Origin of the sequence: Pseudomonas sp. DSV-1, assembly GCF_035830915.1 — a bacterium.
Taxonomy (GTDB): domain Bacteria; phylum Pseudomonadota; class Gammaproteobacteria; order Pseudomonadales; family Pseudomonadaceae; genus Aquipseudomonas.
In genome coordinates, this window is the sequence record NZ_JAYMYG010000001.1 from 3,035,830 (window position 1) to 3,054,625 (window position 18,796).

The 18,796-nt window shown below is 58.3% G+C and carries 18 protein-coding genes; 13 read left to right on the top strand and 5 right to left on the bottom strand.

Going from position 1 to position 18,796, the window contains the following annotated elements; translation table 11 throughout:
- The first annotated feature begins 53 nt into the window (after window positions 1-53).
- From VSQ83_RS14165 to VSQ83_RS14175, 3 genes are read left to right on the top strand one after another with little or no spacing between them, the layout of a single operon-like run.
- Window positions 54-1,928, top strand: coding sequence for an extracellular solute-binding protein (locus tag VSQ83_RS14165; protein ID WP_326427064.1), 1,875 nt, complete (start codon window positions 54-56; stop codon window positions 1,926-1,928).
- Window position 1,929: 1 nt separating this feature from the next.
- Window positions 1,930-3,000 (top strand): microcin C ABC transporter permease YejB, encoded by a 1,071-nt coding sequence (locus VSQ83_RS14170; protein ID WP_326427065.1) that lies wholly within the window; start codon window positions 1,930-1,932, stop codon window positions 2,998-3,000.
- Window positions 3,000-4,022, top strand: a complete 1,023-nt coding sequence (locus tag VSQ83_RS14175; protein ID WP_326427066.1) for an ABC transporter permease — start codon at window positions 3,000-3,002, stop codon at window positions 4,020-4,022. The genes VSQ83_RS14170 and VSQ83_RS14175 overlap by 1 nt, the downstream gene beginning before the upstream one ends.
- 17 nt (window positions 4,023-4,039) lie before the next feature.
- On the opposite strand, the gene VSQ83_RS14180 is transcribed toward VSQ83_RS14175, so the two are convergent.
- Window positions 4,040-4,939, bottom strand: a complete 900-nt coding sequence (locus tag VSQ83_RS14180; protein WP_326427067.1) for a LysR family transcriptional regulator — start codon at window positions 4,937-4,939, stop codon at window positions 4,040-4,042.
- Between the two features lie 137 nt (window positions 4,940-5,076).
- Between VSQ83_RS14180 and VSQ83_RS14185 the strand changes: the two genes are divergently transcribed.
- The 5 genes from VSQ83_RS14185 to VSQ83_RS14205 all read left to right on the top strand — a co-directional run bounded on the left by VSQ83_RS14185 (window position 5,077) and on the right by VSQ83_RS14205 (window position 9,209).
- Complete coding sequence (locus VSQ83_RS14185; RefSeq protein WP_326427068.1) at window positions 5,077-5,838, top strand: iron-containing redox enzyme family protein; 762 nt, start codon at window positions 5,077-5,079, stop codon at window positions 5,836-5,838.
- A gap of 32 nt (window positions 5,839-5,870) precedes the next feature.
- Window positions 5,871-6,701: a DMT family transporter gene (locus VSQ83_RS14190; protein ID WP_326427722.1), complete on the top strand. Its 831-nt coding sequence runs from the start codon at window positions 5,871-5,873 to the stop codon at window positions 6,699-6,701.
- 229 nt (window positions 6,702-6,930) lie between these two features.
- Entirely contained in the window at window positions 6,931-7,737 is an 807-nt protein-coding gene (locus VSQ83_RS14195; protein WP_326427069.1) for an ABC transporter substrate-binding protein, read from the top strand.
- Between the two features lie 71 nt (window positions 7,738-7,808).
- Window positions 7,809-8,537, top strand: a complete 729-nt coding sequence (locus tag VSQ83_RS14200) for an amino acid ABC transporter permease (RefSeq protein WP_133077656.1) — start codon at window positions 7,809-7,811, stop codon at window positions 8,535-8,537.
- Between the two features lie 3 nt (window positions 8,538-8,540).
- Window positions 8,541-9,209, top strand: a complete 669-nt coding sequence (locus VSQ83_RS14205) for an amino acid ABC transporter permease (RefSeq protein ID WP_133077655.1) — start codon at window positions 8,541-8,543, stop codon at window positions 9,207-9,209.
- A gap of 252 nt (window positions 9,210-9,461) precedes the next feature.
- On the opposite strand, the gene VSQ83_RS14210 is transcribed toward VSQ83_RS14205, so the two are convergent.
- The 4 genes from VSQ83_RS14210 to VSQ83_RS14225 all read right to left on the bottom strand — a co-directional run bounded on the left by VSQ83_RS14210 (window position 9,462) and on the right by VSQ83_RS14225 (window position 14,014).
- Window positions 9,462-9,800 carry a DUF3325 domain-containing protein gene (locus VSQ83_RS14210; protein ID WP_326427070.1) on the bottom strand — a complete coding sequence of 113 codons (339 nt, stop codon included), beginning with the start codon at window positions 9,798-9,800 and terminating at the stop codon, window positions 9,462-9,464.
- A 1-nt stretch (window position 9,801) separates the two neighbouring features.
- The gene (locus tag VSQ83_RS14215) at window positions 9,802-11,340 is read right to left on the bottom strand and encodes a PepSY-associated TM helix domain-containing protein (RefSeq protein WP_326427071.1); all 1,539 of its coding nucleotides are present in this window, start codon (window positions 11,338-11,340) and stop codon (window positions 9,802-9,804) included.
- A complete protein-coding gene (locus VSQ83_RS14220) occupies window positions 11,337-11,627 on the bottom strand; it encodes an iron transporter (RefSeq protein ID WP_219263181.1) in 291 nt (96 codons plus the stop codon). The genes VSQ83_RS14215 and VSQ83_RS14220 overlap by 4 nt, the downstream gene beginning before the upstream one ends.
- A 128-nt stretch (window positions 11,628-11,755) precedes the next feature.
- On the bottom strand, window positions 11,756-14,014 hold the full coding sequence (locus VSQ83_RS14225; RefSeq protein WP_219263179.1) for a FepA family TonB-dependent siderophore receptor: 2,259 nt from the start codon (window positions 14,012-14,014) through the stop codon (window positions 11,756-11,758).
- A 305-nt stretch (window positions 14,015-14,319) separates the two neighbouring features.
- On the opposite strand from VSQ83_RS14225, the gene VSQ83_RS14230 reads away from it, so the two are divergent.
- From VSQ83_RS14230 to VSQ83_RS14250, 5 genes are all read left to right on the top strand, one after another.
- Window positions 14,320-14,661, top strand: coding sequence for an FKBP-type peptidyl-prolyl cis-trans isomerase (locus VSQ83_RS14230; RefSeq protein ID WP_133077650.1), 342 nt, complete (start codon window positions 14,320-14,322; stop codon window positions 14,659-14,661).
- A gap of 65 nt (window positions 14,662-14,726) precedes the next feature.
- Window positions 14,727-15,803 (top strand): DUF1615 domain-containing protein, encoded by a 1,077-nt coding sequence (locus tag VSQ83_RS14235; RefSeq protein ID WP_219263211.1) that lies wholly within the window; start codon window positions 14,727-14,729, stop codon window positions 15,801-15,803.
- Between the two features lie 57 nt (window positions 15,804-15,860).
- A complete protein-coding gene (locus VSQ83_RS14240; RefSeq protein ID WP_326427072.1) occupies window positions 15,861-17,555 on the top strand; it encodes a DUF262 domain-containing protein in 1,695 nt (564 codons plus the stop codon).
- Window positions 17,556-17,706: 151 nt separating this feature from the next.
- Window positions 17,707-18,108: an MbcA/ParS/Xre antitoxin family protein gene (locus VSQ83_RS14245; protein ID WP_219263178.1), complete on the top strand. Its 402-nt coding sequence runs from the start codon at window positions 17,707-17,709 to the stop codon at window positions 18,106-18,108.
- Entirely contained in the window at window positions 18,108-18,785 is a 678-nt protein-coding gene (locus VSQ83_RS14250) for an RES family NAD+ phosphorylase (RefSeq protein WP_326427073.1), read from the top strand. Before VSQ83_RS14245 ends, VSQ83_RS14250 begins: the two co-directional genes overlap by 1 nt.
- Window positions 18,786-18,796 lie beyond the last annotated feature (11 nt).

An 18,796-nucleotide genomic window follows, 5' to 3' on the forward strand; every position in this document is an offset into this window, starting at 1 on the left:
TCATCAATACTGTGGGAGTGGCTTTTTCAACACGCGGCACAAGGAACTCCCGCATGCCTCTACCACTCCTGCCCCTGCTCCGCTCCCTGCTGGTCCCCGTGCTGGCTTGCCTGTGCCTGAGCGTGAGCGCAGCGCCCGGCGAGGCCATGACCGTCTATGGTGAAGCACCCAAATACCCGGCCGGATTCCAGCACTTCGATTTTGTAAATCCGGATGCACCCAAGGGCGGATCGCTGAGCCGGGCGGCAATGGAAATAGGCCAGTTCAACTACATCTCCCCCTACGTCGACCAAGGCACGGGAGTCGCGCAAGTGGATGACTGGGTGTACTCGCCACTGGCCTTTCGCTCACTGGATGAGCCCTACACGGTCTACGGTCTGGTGGCGCAAAAAATGGAGCGCGACCCGGACGGTCTTTGGGTACGGTTTTACCTGAACCCCAAGGCACGCTTTGCCGACGACACACCGATCACCGCCCAGGATGTCGCCTACACCTACAACCTGCTGATGACCCAAGGCAGCCTGGGCTTTCGCATGCTGTATGGCGAGGTCAAGGCCGTGGAGATCGAAGGCCCGCTGCAGGTGCGCTTCGACTTCAAGAGCAACCAGAACCGTACCCTGGCACTTGATCTGGCGAGCATGCGCATCCTGCCGCAACACTGGTGGCAGACCCGCGACTTCAGCAATGGCGGCGGTTTTGAGCCGCCCTTGGGCAGCGGCCCGTATTCGGTGTCGCAAGTCGATCCGGGGCGCAGCATCAGCTTTGAGCGCAACAAAAACTGGTGGGCCAGGGACTTGCCGGTCAGCAAGGGGCTGTACAACTTTGACCGCCTGACCGTGAATTTTTACGGCGACACGGACGTGGCCCGCGAACTGCTCAAGGGTGGAGCTTTCGATTACAACCGCGAATTCTCGGCCACCGGGTTCAGCATCGGCTATGACAGCCCCAAACTGACCGATGGCCGCTTGCAAAAAGGCGTATTCGCCAGGCAAAAGCCGGGCGCTGCCCAGGGCTTTGCTTTCAACCTGCAGAATCCGTTTTTCCAGGACCGCCGGGTACGCCAGGCGTTGAGCCTGCTATGGGATTTTGAATGGACCAACAAGCAGATGATGCGCAGTTTTTATGTGCGCCAGCAGAGCTACTTCCCCAAAAGCGAAATGGCTGCCACTGCACTGCCCGACGCCCGTGAACGGGAGATCCTCGAACCCCTGCGCGGCAAGGTGCCTGATGAAGTGTTCACCCAGGTCTATCAAGCGCCGAAAACCGATGGCAGCGGCTACATCCGCGACAAACAGCTGCAAGCCCTGGCGCTGCTCAAGGAGGCAGGCTGGAGCGCGAAAAACAACACGCTGGTCAACGCACAGGGCGAACCGCTGAGCTTCACCTTTCTCGATGGCCAGGGCGGATTCGACCGCATGATCCTGCCGTACAAGCGGACCCTGGCGCAGATCGGCATCCACATGGACATCCGCAAGATAGACTCGGCGCAATACGTCAACCGGCTCAATGCCCGTGACTACGACATGATCGTGGTGGGTTTCCCGCGCAGTGGCGTCCCCATCGTCTCCCCGGGCCGGGAACTGTACGACATGTATGGCTCGCGCAGTGCCACCCAGCCCGGTGCCTCCAACGCCTTTGTGCTGCGCGACCCGGCCGTGGACACACTGCTCGACGGATTGGTACAGGCCAATACCCGTGACGAAATGGTGCACTACGCCCGCGCCCTCGACCGCGTCCTGCAGTGGGGCTACTACATGATTCCCAACTATTACTCGGTGGGCACCCCGACCGTGTACCAGAACCGCTTCGCCCGTCCGGCGCTGGAGCCCAAGTATGACGAGGGGCTGGACACCTGGTGGGAGATCAGCAAAACCGCACTGACCAATGCAGCCATGCAAGCAACCGGCACATCGCTGGAGGGGCACTGAGATGCTGCATTACATCAGTCGACGCTTGTTGCTGATCATCCCCACCCTGCTATGCATTCTGGTGGTCAACTTCCTGATCGTGCAGGCCGCCCCCGGTGGCCCGGTGGAGCAGGCCATTGCCCGCTTGCAGGGTGTGAGCAGTACGACCGTGGCCGGCGGAGCCCGCGACATGGCAGGCGGCACTGGCGTTGCCAGCCGCAGCAGCCGTGGCCTGGACCCGGCACTTGTCGAAGAAATCACCCGCCACTATGGCTTCGACAAACCCATGCACGAGCGCTTGTGGCTGATGCTCAAAAACTACGCGCAACTGGATTTTGGCAACAGTTTCTTTCGAGGCGCCAAGGTCACGGACCTGATCCTGCAAAAACTGCCGGTGACTGTTTCACTGGGGTTGTGGGCGACGCTGATTACTTACCTGATCTCCATCCCGCTGGGCATACGCAAGGCCATCCACAATGGCAGCGCGTTCGATGTGTGGACCAGCACCGCGATCATCATCGGCTACGCCATGCCGGCGTTTCTGTTTGCCATTTTGCTGATTGTGGTCTTTGCCGGTGGCAGTTATGTGAGCTGGTTTCCGGTGCAAGGCCTGGTCTCGGAAAACTTCGACAGCCTGGGGTTTTTCGCCAAAATCGGCGATTACCTGTGGCACATGGTGCTGCCTGTCTCGGCGTTGGTGATCGGCGGCTTTGCCACCCTGACCATCCTCACCAAAAACAGCTTTCTCAACGAAATCAGCCGCCAGTATGTGGTCACGGCACGGGCCAAAGGCCTGACCGAGCGCCGGGTGCTGTACGGCCATGTCATGCGCAACGCCATGCTGCTGGTGGTGGCCGGGATTCCCCAGGCCCTGATCGAAGTGTTCTTCGCCGGTTCACTGTTGATTGAAACCATCTTCAACCTCGACGGCATCGGGCGCATGAGCTACGAAGCAGCCGTTTCACGGGATTACCCGGTGGTGTTCGGCACGCTGTTCCTGTTCACCCTGTTCGGCCTGTTGATCAAACTGATCGGCGATCTGTGCTACACCCTGCTCGACCCCCGCATCGACTTCTCGGCGAAGGAGGCTTGATGCTCAACCTTTCCCCCCTGGGCCGTCGGCGCCTGGCCCGTTTCAAGGCCAACCGCCGGGGCTGGTGGTCACTGTGGCTCTTTATCGCGCTGTTCGTCCTGTGCCTGTGCGGTGAACTGATCGCCAACGACAAGCCGCTGGCCATTCACTACAAAGACCAGTGGTACTTCCCGGTGGCGACCCGCTACGTCGAAACCGAGTTTGGCGGCGAACTGCCGTTCGAGCCCGATTACAGAAGTGACTACGTGCGCAAATTGATTGACGACCAGGGAGGCTGGATGCTGTTTGCGCCCATCCCGTTCAGCTACGACACGGTCAATTACGACCTCAAGGAACCCGCTCCCAGTCCACCCAGCAGGCAAAACTGGCTGGGCACCGACGATCAGGCCCGGGACGTACTGGCGCGGGTGATTTTCGGCGCCCGGATTTCGATTCTGTTTGCCTTGATCCTGACCGCCATCAGCGTGGTGGTGGGCGTCGGTGCTGGCGCCCTGCAAGGGTATTATGGCGGGCTGGTGGATTTGCTGGGCCAGCGCCTGCAAGAGGTATGGTCCGGGCTGCCGGTGCTGTACCTGTTGATCATCTTGTCGGGCTTTGTGGCGCCAAGCTTCTGGTGGTTACTGGGGATCATGGCGCTGTTCAGCTGGCTGGCACTGGTGGACGTGGTGCGCGCCGAGTTCATGCGCGGTCGCAACCTGGAATACGTCAAGGCAGCGCGGGCACTGGGCCTGAGCGATATCGAGCTGATGCGACGGCACATCCTCCCCAACGCCATGACCTCAACCCTCACCTACCTGCCGTTTATTTTGACGGGCGCGATCGCCACCCTTACCGCCCTGGATTTTCTGGGATTTGGTATGCCGCCGGGTACCGCGTCGCTGGGCGAGCTGATCGGCCAGGCCAAACGCAACCTGCAAGCCCCCTGGCTGGGCCTGACCGCGTTCTGTGCACTGGCGCTGATTCTTTCGCTGCTGGTGTTTATCGGCGAGGCCTGCCGTGATGCTTTTGATCCACGGGCGTAAACCTGAGCGCAGCCTCGTCAACGGCTACGCAATCGCTCTGAAAAAACGGGCAAAGGCTCGAAACGCTCAGCCAACAGTGCAGCAAACGCATCCCGGGCACCGTGGTTGCCGGTTTCGCTGTGCCAGAAAAACTGATTGGGAATCGGCTTCAGCTCGGTAAAGCGGTAGACGGTCAGGTGCCCACAAGCACCAAAATGCGGGAGCAGCCCTTCAGGGACCAGCGCCAAGCCTGCACCCGCACTGACGCAACCAATGATGCTTCCCCAACTCGCGTAATCGACGCAGTTAACCTCAAGTCGGTGCGCCGCCAGCCAATTCTCCAGTGCCGCACGGTACGGGCAGCCGGGTGGCCACATAAAGACGGTGTGTTGATGCACATCGCCAAGGCTGACAAGTGGTGCGAGTGTCGGGCTGGCAATCATGATCAGCGGTTCGTCATACAACGAATTTTTATTGAGCCTGGGCTGATCGCTATCGCCTGCGATCAGCGCACCATCGAGTCGATGATGCTGTACGTCATCGATCAGTTGCCGCCATTGGCCGGTGACCAGCTCCAGCGTCACTTGCGGGTAGCGCTGATGAAACTCGGCCAGCAGTGGCGGCAATCGCCCGGTGGCACAGGACTCTATCGCCCCGATGCGCAGCTTGCCAGCGGGCACGGCCTGGGGCTGTACGGCACGCTTTGCCTGATCGATCAGCGCCAGAATTTGCTCGGTATAGTTCACAAAGACCTTGCCCGCGGGACTGATACGCAAGCCCCGCCCCGAGCGGGTGAACAAGACAGTGCCCAACTCGCTTTCCAGCTGCTTGATACGGGTGGTGATATTCGACGGCACGCAATGCAGCTGTTGAGCTGCCAGGGCAATACTGCCGCACTCTGCCACCGCCTTGACCATACGCAACTGGCTTAACTCCATTGTTTACTCCTGATGAACTCAGAACTCTTTATATATCACTTGTTGTGGACTGGGAGACTGACAAAATTTGATTTCTGCAGACAGGTTATCTGAAGAGAAAACAAGTACAACCTGAAAAACACCTAGGAGTGGATAGCATGAACAATAAAAAAAAAGTTATCGAGGCATTGGCACACACCGTGTTTGATCATGGCGCGCTGAGCAACCCATTCTATCGGCGTTGGTTAAGTACGCCTATGAAGTTTTATGAGGTAGAAATATTCGCAAGAAACTATTGGGCTAGAACCTGCCGCACCGCAACGATGGTAGCGCTGTCCTTACTGCGAGCCAAGCACTTGTCAGCAAGAGTCGAAATCGTCAAAAACCTGTATTCAGAACTAGGCTGCGGTGATTCAGCGAAAGCCCACAGTGTGCTATTGCAAAACTATTTGCTCGATCTGTTAAGTCGCTTGGCCAATCGGACTTACACCCTGGATGAGTTGGGGGCCGGGCAGATTTTACCCTCAACGCATGTGTTTATTGAAGAACAGGATGCTTTATATGCACCTGATGGACTAGGGCGCCCTTCGAGCTATGTATTGGGGGCGTTGTTGGCGCAAGAGTGGCTGGCATACTCAATGTTGACTCGTTTGTACGAAGGCGCTCGAAATTATCAACATTTATACACGAACAATGATGAGTTTCATGAGCGGTGCGAGTACTTTTATATACACATAGGTGACGCTGAAAAAGAACATAAGATTCAATCTGTCACAGCAGCAGCACTTGAGTGCGACAACGAGGAGGATTTGATAGGGCTAACAACAGGATTCAATCGTTTTCTCGATATTACCGAAAACTATTGGAACGGTATTTCACAAGCAATTGAGGGTGGACACGCACTGGAGTCCAATGCTTGAAGTTACCCGCCAACAAACAAATAATCGCCGCCATGACCGCTGTTGTGCTGTGTTGGGCGTACTCGCCGATTGGCATCAATATCGGTCTGCACGCTTACTCGCCAGGGCATCTGGCGCTGTTGCGCTTTTTGATCGCCTCGGTATTTATGGGGGTGGTTGCGCTGGTTTTACGCATGGGTCTGCCCAGGCTCAGGGATGTGCCCTGGCTGATCATGTTGGGCTTTTTCGCCATTGTGCTGCATCACGTGGCGCTCAACTTCGGGCAACGATGGGTCAGCCCCGGCGCCTCCAGCGTGTTGGCGCAATCCGCACCGCTGTTCAGCACCCTGATTGCCCGCGTGTTTTTGAAAGAGCCCGTCAGCGGCTGGCGCTGGTTCTGGGTGGGCATGGGTTTGCTGGGCGCGCTGGTGGTGGTGATCAGCGATAAAGGCATCACGGGATTCAAGCCCCAGGGCCTGCTGATTTTACTGGCGGCGTTTTCCTGGAGCGTTTATTTCGCCTTGCAAAAGCATTACTCCAACCACTACAGCCCACTGACCCTGGTGTGCTACACGATCTGGAGCGGGACCTTGCTGCTGGGTGTCTACGCGCCGGGGCTCAAGGATGCGGTCTTGAATGCTCCCGCACGGGTGAACGGGGCAGTGTTGCTGTTGGGGATTTTTCCCAGCGCCCTGGCTTATCTGTTCTGGGCCTTTGTGTTGGCCAGAGCCGAGGTCAGCCGCGTGGTCGGGGTGATGTATTTGATTCCCCCGGTCGCGATGGTGATGGCGGCTGTGGTGTTGAACAGCACCGTCTCCATGGGGGTGATGGCAGGCGCAGCCATCGTGTTGACGAGTGTGATGGCGATGAGTCGAGTGCGGTAAAAATTTGCTGCCCCCCCTTTTTTGTGGGAGCGGACTTGCTCGCGATTGAGGCGGCGAGGTTTGTCAGGCAAACCCCGTGGATACCCTCGCGAGCAAGCCCGCTCCCACAGCGATCAACACCATTACATATTCTTAAAAGGAATATTTAAATCGTTTTATATTCTTTTTTAAAAGCTAAATTTCCTGCAAGACTCTCGTCATAACTCTTCCAACTCATGATGAGAACGAAATGAAAAAACTCACTGCCCTCACCGCTTTGACCCTGGCTGTCTTGTCTGGCCTGGCCCACGCTGATCGTCTGGATGACATCAAAAAATCCGGTGTGCTGCGTGTAGCGTCCTTTGACAGCAACCCGCCGTTTGGTTTTGTCGATGCCAAGAGCAAGCAGATTGAAGGTCTGGACGTGGACTATGCCAAGGCCATTGCCGACAAGCTGGGCGTGAAGTTGCAGTTGCAGCCGACCAACCCGGCCAACCGTGTGCCGCTGCTGGTCGCAAACAAGGTGGATCTGGTGCTGGCCAACTTCACCATTACCCCTGAGCGCGCCGAGCAGGTGAATTTCAGCATTCCGTATTTCGCTTCGGGCCAGCAATTTATCGTCAAGAAAGGCACCCTCAATTCCCCCGATGAACTGAACAAGTGGCGTGTGGGCGTGGACAAGGGCACCGTCAATGAAGGCGTGCTGCGCGAGAAATTCCCCGGCGCCAAAGTGGTTGCCTACGATGACACCCCGTTCGCGTTCACTGCCCTGCGCAACGGCAACGTGCAAGCCATCACCCAGGACGGCCCGAAGCTGATCGGCCTGCTGGCCAATGTGCCAGACAAGGACAAATATGAAGTGCCGCCGTTCACCATTTCCAATGACCTGATCGGTGTCGGCATTCCAAAAGGCGAAGCGCGCCTGACCGAAGTGGTTAACCAGACCCTCACCGACCTGGAAGCCCAGGGCAAGGCTCAGGGCATTTATGACGCCTGGTTCGGACCGACCACCAAGACCCCGCTGACCCGTCTGTACAAAATCGGAGACAAGAGCTAACTCGCAACACCTTTGAAAGCCCGTCCCGGTCAACCGGGCGGGTTTTGCTCGTTTCTGGATGGACGCTTTTTATGTTCGGTGAACTGCTGGCCCCGCACTACCTGCACTGGCTGCTCGATGGTTTTGTTCTGACCCTGATCCTTTCCCTGCTGACCTGCCTGGTGGCTACCGGGCTGGGATTTTTGCTGTGCCTGGCGCGCATCTCGCCTTCGCGCCTGTGGTCGTGGCCTGCACGGGCCTACCTGGCCCTGTTTCGCAACACGCCGCTGCTGGTGCAGTTGTTTTTCTGGTACTTCGGGGTCACTGCGATGCTGCCCGAAGGGCTGGTGATGTGGCTCAACCAGCCGCGCAGCCTGTCTCTGGGTGTGCTTGAGATTGAATGGCCGTCCTTTGAATTCATTGCCGGGTTCTGGGGCCTGATGCTCTATACGGCAGCCTTCATTTGCGAAGAGTTTCGCGCAGGCATCAGCTCAGTGCGTATCGAGCAACGAGCTGCCGGCCTGGCACTGGGCTTCAAGCCTGCCCAGGTGTGGCGCTACATCGTGTTCCCCCAGGCGTTGCGCACGGCGTTGGGTCCATTGCTGGGGCAATACATGAATGCCCTGAAGAACTCGTCGCTGACCATGGCCATCGGCTTGGCCGAACTGTCGTATGCCTCGCGACAAGTCGAGACCGAAACCTTCAAGACGTTCCAGGCCTTCGGTTTTGCCACGCTCCTGTATGTGCTCAGCATTGCCTTGATCGAAGTGATCGGCCAAGGGATTGCACGCAGCAAGTGGTATCGCCAGGGAGTGGTGTGAGTCATGGACTTTTCGGTTATTAGCGACAATTTTTCGTACTTCATGCTCGGCGCCTGGCCCAACGGACCTCTGGGCGGCGCGGCATTGACGCTGGTGCTGAGCCTGTTGTCGGGGATCATCTCGGCAGTGCTGGGGCTGGTGCTGGGTATTGCGCTGGTGATGATTCGCGGCAAGGTGCGCTGGCTGTTGCTCGGCGTGCTGGGCTTCTTGCGGGCGATCCCGGTGGTGATGCTGATTTTCTGGAGTTACTTCCTGCTGCCCATCGTGTTCAAGGTCGATGTCCCTGCACTGGCCACCGTGGTGTGCGCGCTGTCGTTGATTGGTGGCGCCTATCTGGCGCACTCGGTGTATGCCGGGATCAGCAGCTTGCCGCCTGGGCAATGGGCTGCGGGCAAGGCACTGGGTTTTGGCACCTGGCAAGTGCTGCGCCTGATCATCCTGCCGCAGGCGTTGCCGATGATGCTGCCCTCCTTTCTCAATCAATGGATTTCACTGATCAAGGACACTTCACTGGCGTATGTGATCGGGGTGGGCGAGTTGTCGTTTGTCGCCACTCAAGTGAGCAATCGGGTGATGGTGCACCCGACTGAAATATTCCTGTTTGTGGCCCTGGTGTACTTTGTGTTTTGCAGCAGTCTGGATGTAATTGCCAATCGTCTGGTGAAACGCTAGAACCTGGCCTTCGCTCGCGACGTTGAAAGCGGGGCTGCTGCGCAGCCCATCGCAGCCTTCGTCAGCGACTACAGGTTTCGGCCCCCATCCCTTGTGTAGTCGCTGACGAGTAGAACGAGGCTGCGATCGAGATGGTGCGCCAAACCTGACGCAGCCTCGCACGACTCGTCAGCTGCTACGGATCGCGAGCACCACCCCCCTCGCCGTAAGGGCGAACCCATAGAGGAGCGCGGTTGACCGGCAACAGAGTATCTACAGGGTCAGGGTTTCGATCACCGCCCAAACCGGCACAAAACCCATCGGCAACCACACAGCCAGGCGAGGCCGGTACGGCAACAGCATCAGCAGGCCAAAACCACTCAGCGAGAGCATGCCCAACCAGCCCACCGGCCCCATCGCCCAGCCCCAGGCCTGCCCGCAAAACCAGAAGCTCAGCGCCAGGCTCACCCAGCCCGCAACCCGCAGCAAACGGCTCAGTCGGGCCGACGGGGCTTTGCCCCACACCTGTTTGTAATGACGGTCCAACCCCTGACACAGCGCCAGCATCCCGAGGTAGGCGAATCCCAGACCCGCAAAAAAATCAGCCAGCATCTCAATTCACCTCGGCCATGACGGCGGTCTTTTTACGCGGTACTCGCTCAACCGCCGGTTGCGATACTTTCCAGCACGCCCACAGCAACAAGGCACCCAGCGCCATCGCGGTCAGTTCCACGCCCATGCTGGTATGCAACGCCCAAGGCCGGCTGACCGTGAACACGCTCAGCAGTGGCAAGGCCATGCACATCATCCCTGCCAACCCAAGCTGCTCGCGCCAGGCCTGCATGCGCGGTCGGATCACTGCATGAATAAAGCTCAACGCCCACACACCGAAGAACACATTCAGCTCAGCATCGGCCCGTTCGTTCATCCCCGACGGCAACAGGCGATTGCCCCACAGCAGACTGATACAGGCCAGGCTCAGGCCCGCCATGACTGTAACGTTGATCGCCTCGACCAGACGGTAGAGCACCTGGGCAACACGGCTTTCGCTGGCATATTTACGCCGCCGTTTGACGGTGAACAGCACCAGGCCGCTGGCGATCATGGCACTGCTGATCAAGCCACAGACAAAGTACAGCCAGCGCATCGGATACCCCCCGAACTGGGCAAAGTGCAGCCCCGAAATCACCCGATGGGTCAGCACGGTGGGGCGCATTTCGGTCGGCCCGGAGATCTGCTCCCCCGTGACCCCGTCAAAACGCATGCCCTGCCCCTTGGTCAGGGCAATGCGATTACCCAGAATCGGTCGAATCTGGATCTGGGCATTGCTCTGCCCGGGATTGCTGATACTCACCCCGCCCAACGGCCCCATCACTTCGCGGGCCTTGCTCAGTAACGGCCCCAGGGCCACCAGCGGCGCTGGCTCTACAGTCGCCGGGCGCATGGCTTCAACGCCAGCGGGTGCCGTGTCCTGTGCCTTTAAAAAGGCCTCGCGGTCGCCATCGAACAAGGCATCCATCGCCGCAGGCATGTAAATCACCAGGAAAATCGCCAGCCCGGTGTAGGTGATCATCAAGTGAAACGGCAATAGCAGAACGGCACTGGCGTTGTGCGCGTCCAGCCATGAGCGCTGGCCCTTGGCTGGGCGAAAGGTGAAGAATTCCTTGAAGAACTTTTTGTGAATCACGATACCGCTCACCAGCGCCGCGAGCATGCCCATGGCCAGTGCGCCCACCAGGTAGATCCCGATCATGCGCGGCATATGCAGGGTGAAGTGAAACAGGAAGAAAAACCGTCCCCCCACCGACTCGCGCACCGGCATTACCTCGCCCGTATCGGGGTCGAGTGTCACCGACACCCCGTCACGGCGCACCCCGGTCGAGGCCTGCAGTTGCGGCGAACGCTCATAAGGCAGGCTGATGCCCCATTGCCTGGCGTCGGCCTTATTGGCTTGCAAGTAATCCAGCGCCCGTTGCGCGGCCTGCTCATCCGTCAAGTGGTGCGCAGGCAGTTCTGGGGTCATCCAGTTGTCGATCTCCTGATCGAATACCGCCAGGCTGCCGGTCAAGAAAATCACGAACAACAACCAGCCGACAATCAGGCCGCCCCAGGTATGCAGCCAGGCCATGGATTGGGTCAGGGTCTGTTTCATCCCAGTTGCTCCAGCAGTTGTGGCCAAAAGCCGATGGCCGCCAAAGGCACGGCGAGTACCGCGCCCATCCAGGCCGCCCACTGATGACGGGCGGCAAACGCCCACAGGATGGCGAAGGTGTAGATCACAAACGACAGCAAACTGGCGACGATCAGCGAGTCCACATTGTCCAGCGGCAGCAGCCGCGCCAATGCAGCGGTAAAGGCGTAGGTAAAGACATAGCCGCCGACCAGTGCAGCCAGGGTGCGGGACACAATCGGCGCCCAGGCCGACGTTGCAAGTTTCATGTTTTCAATTCCTCATCGAGCTCTGCATTTTGCCTGCACCAGATGCGACAACGGCGCGGCACCCGTTTTCACGGATGTCGCGCCTTTAAGTGCCTGCACGGGTAACAGCGGTCAGGCCCGGGTTTTTATCAGAACGAGCTGGTCACCGACGCAAAGTAGGCACGGCCTGCTTCGTTGTAGGTTTGCGCGCCCGCTTCGTCAGCGTTGCCTTTGCGGTAGAGCTGCTTGTCGAACAGGTTGTTGATGCCCACCCGCACGCTGAAGTGCTTATTGAACTCATACCCACTGCTCAGGCCCACCAGGCCGTAAGGGTCAACCGGCTGTTGTACCGATTTGTCCAGCGCTTCGTTGGCGCGGTTGTTGCGCTTGGGTGCTTCCTGCTTGCCGTAGTAAGTACCGCTGACCTGGAACGACAGCTTTTCAGTGGCATACCAGTCCAGCATGGTGTTGAGGGTGTACTTGGGAATGATGCTCAGCGGATCGCCGGTTTCCTTGTCCTTGCTTTCGATCATGTAGGTCAGGTTGGTGTTCCAGTCCAGATCGTCGCGCAGGCTGACAAACAGGTTGCCCTCAACCCCTTGCACAATGGCCTTGCCGCTGTTTTCCCATTGCAGCACGCGACGCCCGTTCGGCAGGCGGAATGCCGATTCGTTGCTGGCATTGATCTTGTTCTGGTAGTCGTTGCGGAAATACGTGGCGCTGGTGCGCCATGTGCCCTTGTCGAACGCCAGGCCGATTTCTTTGTTGACGCTGATTTCAGGCTTCAGGTCCGGGTTACCCACCAGGTAGCAGCCACCGATGTTCACCTCGACCGAGCTGCAACCTGCACCGCGGCTATACAGCAGGTAGTTGGGGTTGGACTGGTAGAGGTTCGGGGTTTTGTAGGCCCGGGCAATACCGCCCTTGATGCTCAGCTCATCGGTGATCTGGTGGGACGCGTTGAGGCTCGGGCTCCAGTTGCCGCCAAACTCGCTGTGGTGATCAAAGCGCACGCCGGGGGTGACGATGGTCTTGGCGCCGGCTTCGATGTTGTCTTCAACATAGAACGCATAGCTGTTGGCCGTTGACTTGGTTTGCGTACGGTCCGTACCCGGAATTCCCGGGGTGCCGCCTGCACCCGGATCCCAGCTCTGCGGACGCAACGAGCCCGGGTCATTGAGCGATTCGTAGAGGTACTCACCGCCCAGGGTCAGCACCTGGGCGGTGCCCATGGTCAACGGCAGGTTGACCTCGCCAGTGGCACGGGTGTTGCGCAACCGCGATTCGAACCTGCCCGCGCTCTCGGACGGCGCGCCTTCGCCATAACCGGCCAGGCCTTCGTTGAGGCGGGCGTTACGGGTCAGGTCATGGGTCAGGGAGGCCATGGTGGTGCCCCAGTCGAACGAGCCATTGTGGGTCGCCGAGAAGCTGCTGCGTTGCAGCACGCTGGTTTCTTTGCCGGTCAGGCTGTTAACGAAATCACCGCCGCTGTTGAGCATGGTGTCACCGGCAAAGATATTGCCCTGACGGCTGTAGCTGGCTTCCAGGTCCAGGCTCTGCTCCGGGGTGAACTGCCAGCTGAGCAAGCCGTTGACGTCCTTGTTGCGCACGCCTTCACGACCTGCCACGACGCTGTCGGGGGATGCCTGGGCGGCGGTGTTGATGCCCGGATCATCGGCATCGGTCTTGTTCAGGCCACCATACACACGAAACACCAGATCGTCCGTGATCGGTCCGCTGAGATTGAAGTTAGTGCGTTTGCTGACGCCTTCAGAATCGTCTTCAGGGGACAGGTAGTAAGCCGTCATCGAACCGCTGAGCTTGTCCGAAGGACGCTTGGTGATGATATTGACCACCCCGCCCATTGCGCCGGAACCGTAGCGGGCCGCAGCCGGGCCACGCAGGATTTCGATGCGTTCGACTTCTTCGGCCGGGACCCAGTTGGTTTCGCCGCGGGTGTCACGGTCGCCGCTCCAGCCATAGCGCTGTGCGTTGCGTGAAGAAGACGGCTTGCCGTCAATCAGGATCAGGGTGTTTTCCGGGCCCATGCCGCGCAGGTCGATCTGGCGGTTGTTGCCGCGGGCGCCGCTGGAACTGTTGCCGGTGAGGTTGACCCCGGGCTCACGACGAATGATGTCGGACAGGTCGTTGGCAGGCGGACGCTTTTTGATGTCTTCGGCGGTGATGATCGAGACACCCGGAGCCTGCTTCAACTCCTGTGCAGCAGTGCCCAGTACGCGGGTTTCTTCGAGCTGCAACGCCTGGCGAGTGCCATCCACCGGCAAATCGGTGGCCTCTACCGGAACTTCGTCACGCTCGCGCTCAAGTGCATCGGCGAGCAAGGTAGGCGAAGCCAGAGCGGCCATGAGAGCCAGTGAAAGATGACTGCGTTTGAATCGAGACGACATGTCCAGTTGATCCCTTAACAATGGAGTGTGCTCAGCAGGCCAAGGGCTGGAAATTGCTGACGCACGACCTTGAAAGGACCTACGTGTTTAGCGTTCCCCGGCACTGCCAGGGCTGCAATGATAAACATTCTCAGTTGAGAGTAAAGCGCAATTGACAATCATCCTCATTAGCAAGTTCCCCAATCCCTTTGTTTTAGAGCCTTCTCCTACGTAAAAAAAATCAAAATGCATTGCCAAACCGTCTTCGAATTGAGAGAAACCCTACCCAGAACAATCGTTAATCCTACTTTTTGAGTTCCATCGCCATGACTGACGAACTGCACATCACTGACCTGTTACCGGGCGACGGCAAAACCGTGGTCAAGGGCGCCCTGATTACCACGCACTACACCGGCTGGCTCGAAGACGGCACGGTATTCGACTCTTCCCATCAACGCGGCAAACCGTTCCAGTGCGTGATCGGCACCGGACGGGTGATCAAGGGCTGGGACATCGGCCTGATGGGCATGAAGGTCGGCGGCAAACGCGCACTGCAGGTCCCCGCTCACCTGGCCTATGGTGAAAGAAGCATGGGCGCGCACATCACACCGAACTCCAACCTGCGTTTCGAGATCGAACTGCTGGAAGTGCTGACGCGCGACGATTGATTGGCAGGGCATATTTAAAGGAGTTGTATCGGGTGAATCGATTCTTCAGGTGTTTTTTATCGGTGATGCCCCTGGTGGTAGTGGCGGGTTGCGGTACCCAGGCGTCGCGGACAACCCCGGACATCACCCCCGACCAGGCACGGGCCCGCATTGTGCAATTGCTCCCGGTGAAAACCGCGGACCGCCAGGGCTGGGCGGCGGATATCCAGGTCGCGTTTACCGCTCAGGGGCTGGCCCCCACCGATGAGAACCTGTGCTCCGTGCTGGCGGTGACCGAGCAGGAGTCGACCTTTCAAGCCGACCCGCCGGTGCCCGGGCTGGCCACCATCGCCCGCTCGGAAATCAACCGCCGCGCCGGCAAACTGCATATCCCCGAGTTTGTGGTGCGCAGCGCACTGAGCATCACTTCGCCTAACGGTAAAACCTACAATCAACGCCTGGACACCGCCCGCACCGAAGGCCAGTTGAGCGCCATTTTTGATGATTTCATCGGCATGGTGCCGTTGGGCAAAAGTCTGTTTGGCGGTTTGAACCCGGTTCACACGGGCGGGCCGATGCAAGTCAGCATCGCCTTTGCCGAACAGCGGGCACGGGACTATCCCTACCCCGTGACACACTCGATCCGCCAGGAAGTCTTCACGCGCCGGGGGGGCATGTACTTCGGTATCGCCCATCTGCTGGGCTACCCGGTCGACTACACGCAATCGCTGTATCGTTTTGCCGACTTCAATGCGGGTTGGTACGCCAGTCGTAATGCCGCGTTTCAGAATGCCGTCAGCCGCGTTTCAGGCATCCCGCTGGCACTAGATGGCGACTTGACCATCCCCGGCTCCTACGCACTCGGTTCCACCGAATTGGCGGTGCGCGCCCTTGGCAAACAGGTGGGCCTGAGCAACAACGCGATCCGCCGCCAACTCGAAAAAGGCGACAGCCTGGCATTTAACGACACGGATCTTTACCAGCGCGTCTTCGCCCTTGCCGACCGCCAGCAAGGCAAACCCCTGCCCCGCGCCGTGCTGCCGGGCATCACCCTGCAAAGTCCGAAGATCACCCGCAACCTGACCACCGCCTGGTTTGCCAAGCGGGTGGATGAACGGCGGGCACGGTGTATCAACAAGGCGCAGTCACTGCCCAAGGGATGAGCATGGCATAATATGGCTTATGGCCATCAGTCTTGTATCGATCGACAAGGATTTCTCGTGAACCCCTCAACCACCGTTCAAAACATGCTGGCTAACAAGCGTATCGTCGTACCGGCCTATCAGCGCGCCTATTCATGGGAGACGCCGAACCCCACCAGCACGCGCACCACACAGACCGACGTATTCCTGTCGGACCTTGAGGACTACCGCACCAGCAGTGCCAGGAGCCCTTACTACTTCGGGCATTTTCTGTTTGAGGAAAAAGATGGCAAGTATCAGGTGATTGACGGCCAGCAGCGGCTGACAACCCTGACCCTGTTCTTGTCGGCCCTGTTCAAATGCCTCAAGGCCCTGCGCCCGTTGAGCGAGACGGAACAGGCATGCTATGCCGACGTGATTCGCACGCCCCATGTGATTCGCTTCAACACCGTGGACTATGACAACCGGGTGTTTATCGATTACGTGATTGACCAGGTCAAAGTTGACCACGGCGGACTGAGCACCAGCTCATCCCTGCGTATTGTCAACGCGTTCGATTACTTCAACGATCAGTTGAAGCACAAGCCCGAAGCCTACCTGTGCCACATGCTCGACATCGTGTGCCAGGCCGCGTGCACCACGCACCGGGTTCAGGACGAAGCCGAAGCGATTCAAATGTTCATCTTCCAGAACAACCGTGGCAAGCGCCCTTCAAACCTGGAAGTGGTCAAGGCCCAGTTCATGTATGCCGTACACCTGCGCGGTCAGGATGATGACCACAAAGAAATGCTGATCAGCGAAATCAAGGACCGCTTTGAGCAGATCTATAAATCCATTGCCTCGATTGATTACCGAATCAAGGAAGACGATGTATTACTCTACACCCTGAGGGTTCAGTTCAACTCTCTATGGGAAAGCGACAGCCTGGACAAAATCGACAAACTGCTCGGCCAGGATGATTCACTGGTATTTATCCGCGAGTTTACCCAGGCCTTGGCCGCAAGTTTTCTGCACCTGTGCAACTTTTTTGTCGCCCACGAGAAAAGACACTTTGCGATTCACTCACTGGTAATGCTGGGCGGGATCGGGATTGTTCTGCCCTTTATCATCAAGGCCTACAATTTCAAGCTACCCATGCCTGAGATCGAATCGCTGTGCGAAGCATTCGAAGGGTTAATCGTTCGCCACCGCCTGATTGGTACCCGTGCAGACATCACCTCTCGCATCAGCCACGTGTATGAACGATTCACCGCGCAGAATCCGCAGATCGAGCCCATTTTAACGCGCATCAATCAGCTGAAAATTGCCGAGGATCCCTGGACGGCCTACTGGAACAACGAGAATCTCAGGGTTGCACTCAACCGCGAAATCCATCACTCCACCGCCAAGCATCTGCTGTGGAAATATGAAAACCACCTCAACTCCGGTGGTCAGCAGGGCTACAACCCAAGACGTTACGATGCCATCGAAAAGCCCGAACTGGAGCATATAGCCCCAACCACCGAGCCCAAGACCAAGCCCCACGGGTATGGCAAATATGATGACACCTTCGTGTCTGAGTACCTGAACTGCCTGGGCAATTACCTGCTGCTGTCCAAACCCCATAACTGCTCAGTGGGCAATATTGCCTTTTCGAAAAAACTGCTCAGCTACACCTACTTGACCCAGCAACGGGAAATCGCCGAACTGTGCGGTGACAAACCGCTATGGGGCAAGCGAGCCATTGACCGCAGGCATGAACGGATCGTTGATGTGCTGATGGAACAGCTGTAAGGCGCCATGTGCATCTTCGCCGGGGCCAGACCAACGGCCCCGGCACGTGCGAGCCCGTGCCGTTACATTTTCATAAATCATATATGAACTGATTTATTGAAAAGAGCCACATCCGGAGTAAGCTGGAAGTATCAACTCTCTGGAGGCCGCCATGCACCTCGCAGCCAAACATCCCGAACCCGAGATCACCAGCGGCGATGCGGGCCGGGTTGCCCTGACCTTTTTCTTCAGCCTCATGGAGCATTGGGGCTGTACCAAGGACCAGCAGTGCACCCTGCTCGGTTCCATCGGCAATACCACCTACTTCAAGTACAAAAAACTGCCGAACGTGCGCCTGCCCCACGACACCCTGGAGCGCATTTCGTACTTGATGGGCGTGCACAAGGCATTGCGCATCCTGTTCAGCAACCAGCCTGAACGTGCCTATGAATGGGTGCACAAACCCAACACCGCTGCGCCCTTTAACGGCCAGAGCGCCTTGAGTTACATGCTCGCTGGCCAGGTGGTCGACCTGGCAGATGTGCGCCGCTATCTGGATGGAGTGCGCGGCTGATGCCTGATGCAATGCTGCCTGAATGGAACAAGGCTTATCGCATCATCAACAGCGCGTTCCCGCCCGTTTCAGTGTTTGAAGACACCCTGGATCCGGCCGATCTGGAGATCGCCTTTGTCCTCGAAAGCCTGACCAATGACCGGCTGCGCGATCAGGCAGGCGTGCTCAACAGGGGCCGGCCCGAAGACCGCCTGTGCGGCGAAGGCTCAACCGCCGTGATGGCTGCTTTTACCCATATCGGGCGGGCCAGTCGTTTTACCGATGGCAGCTACGGCGTGTACTACTGCGCCAACAGCGTAGAGGCGGCAATCGCCGAAACCTGTTTTCATCAGGAGCAATTCTGGCGGGCGACACAGGAGCCCAGCATCGAAATCACCATGCGTACCTATATCAACCGCGTCGTGCAGCCGATGATCGATGTGCGTGGCGACCAGGGGCTGCATCAACCGTCGCCGTCAGGTTATGGGCTGTCTCAAGCATTCGCCCGGCCATTGCGCGAAGACGGCGCCTGGGGCCTGCTTTACAAGAGCGTGCGCCTCGACGGACACGAATGCGTTGCCGCGTTCCGCCCACCAGCGCTCTCGCTACCGGTGCAAGGCCAGCATTTTCGGTATGTGTGGGATGAGAGGACGCAGGCGATTGCCTGGGTGTTGCAGGTCACTGAAGTGGTGAGATAGGAGCAGGGCAA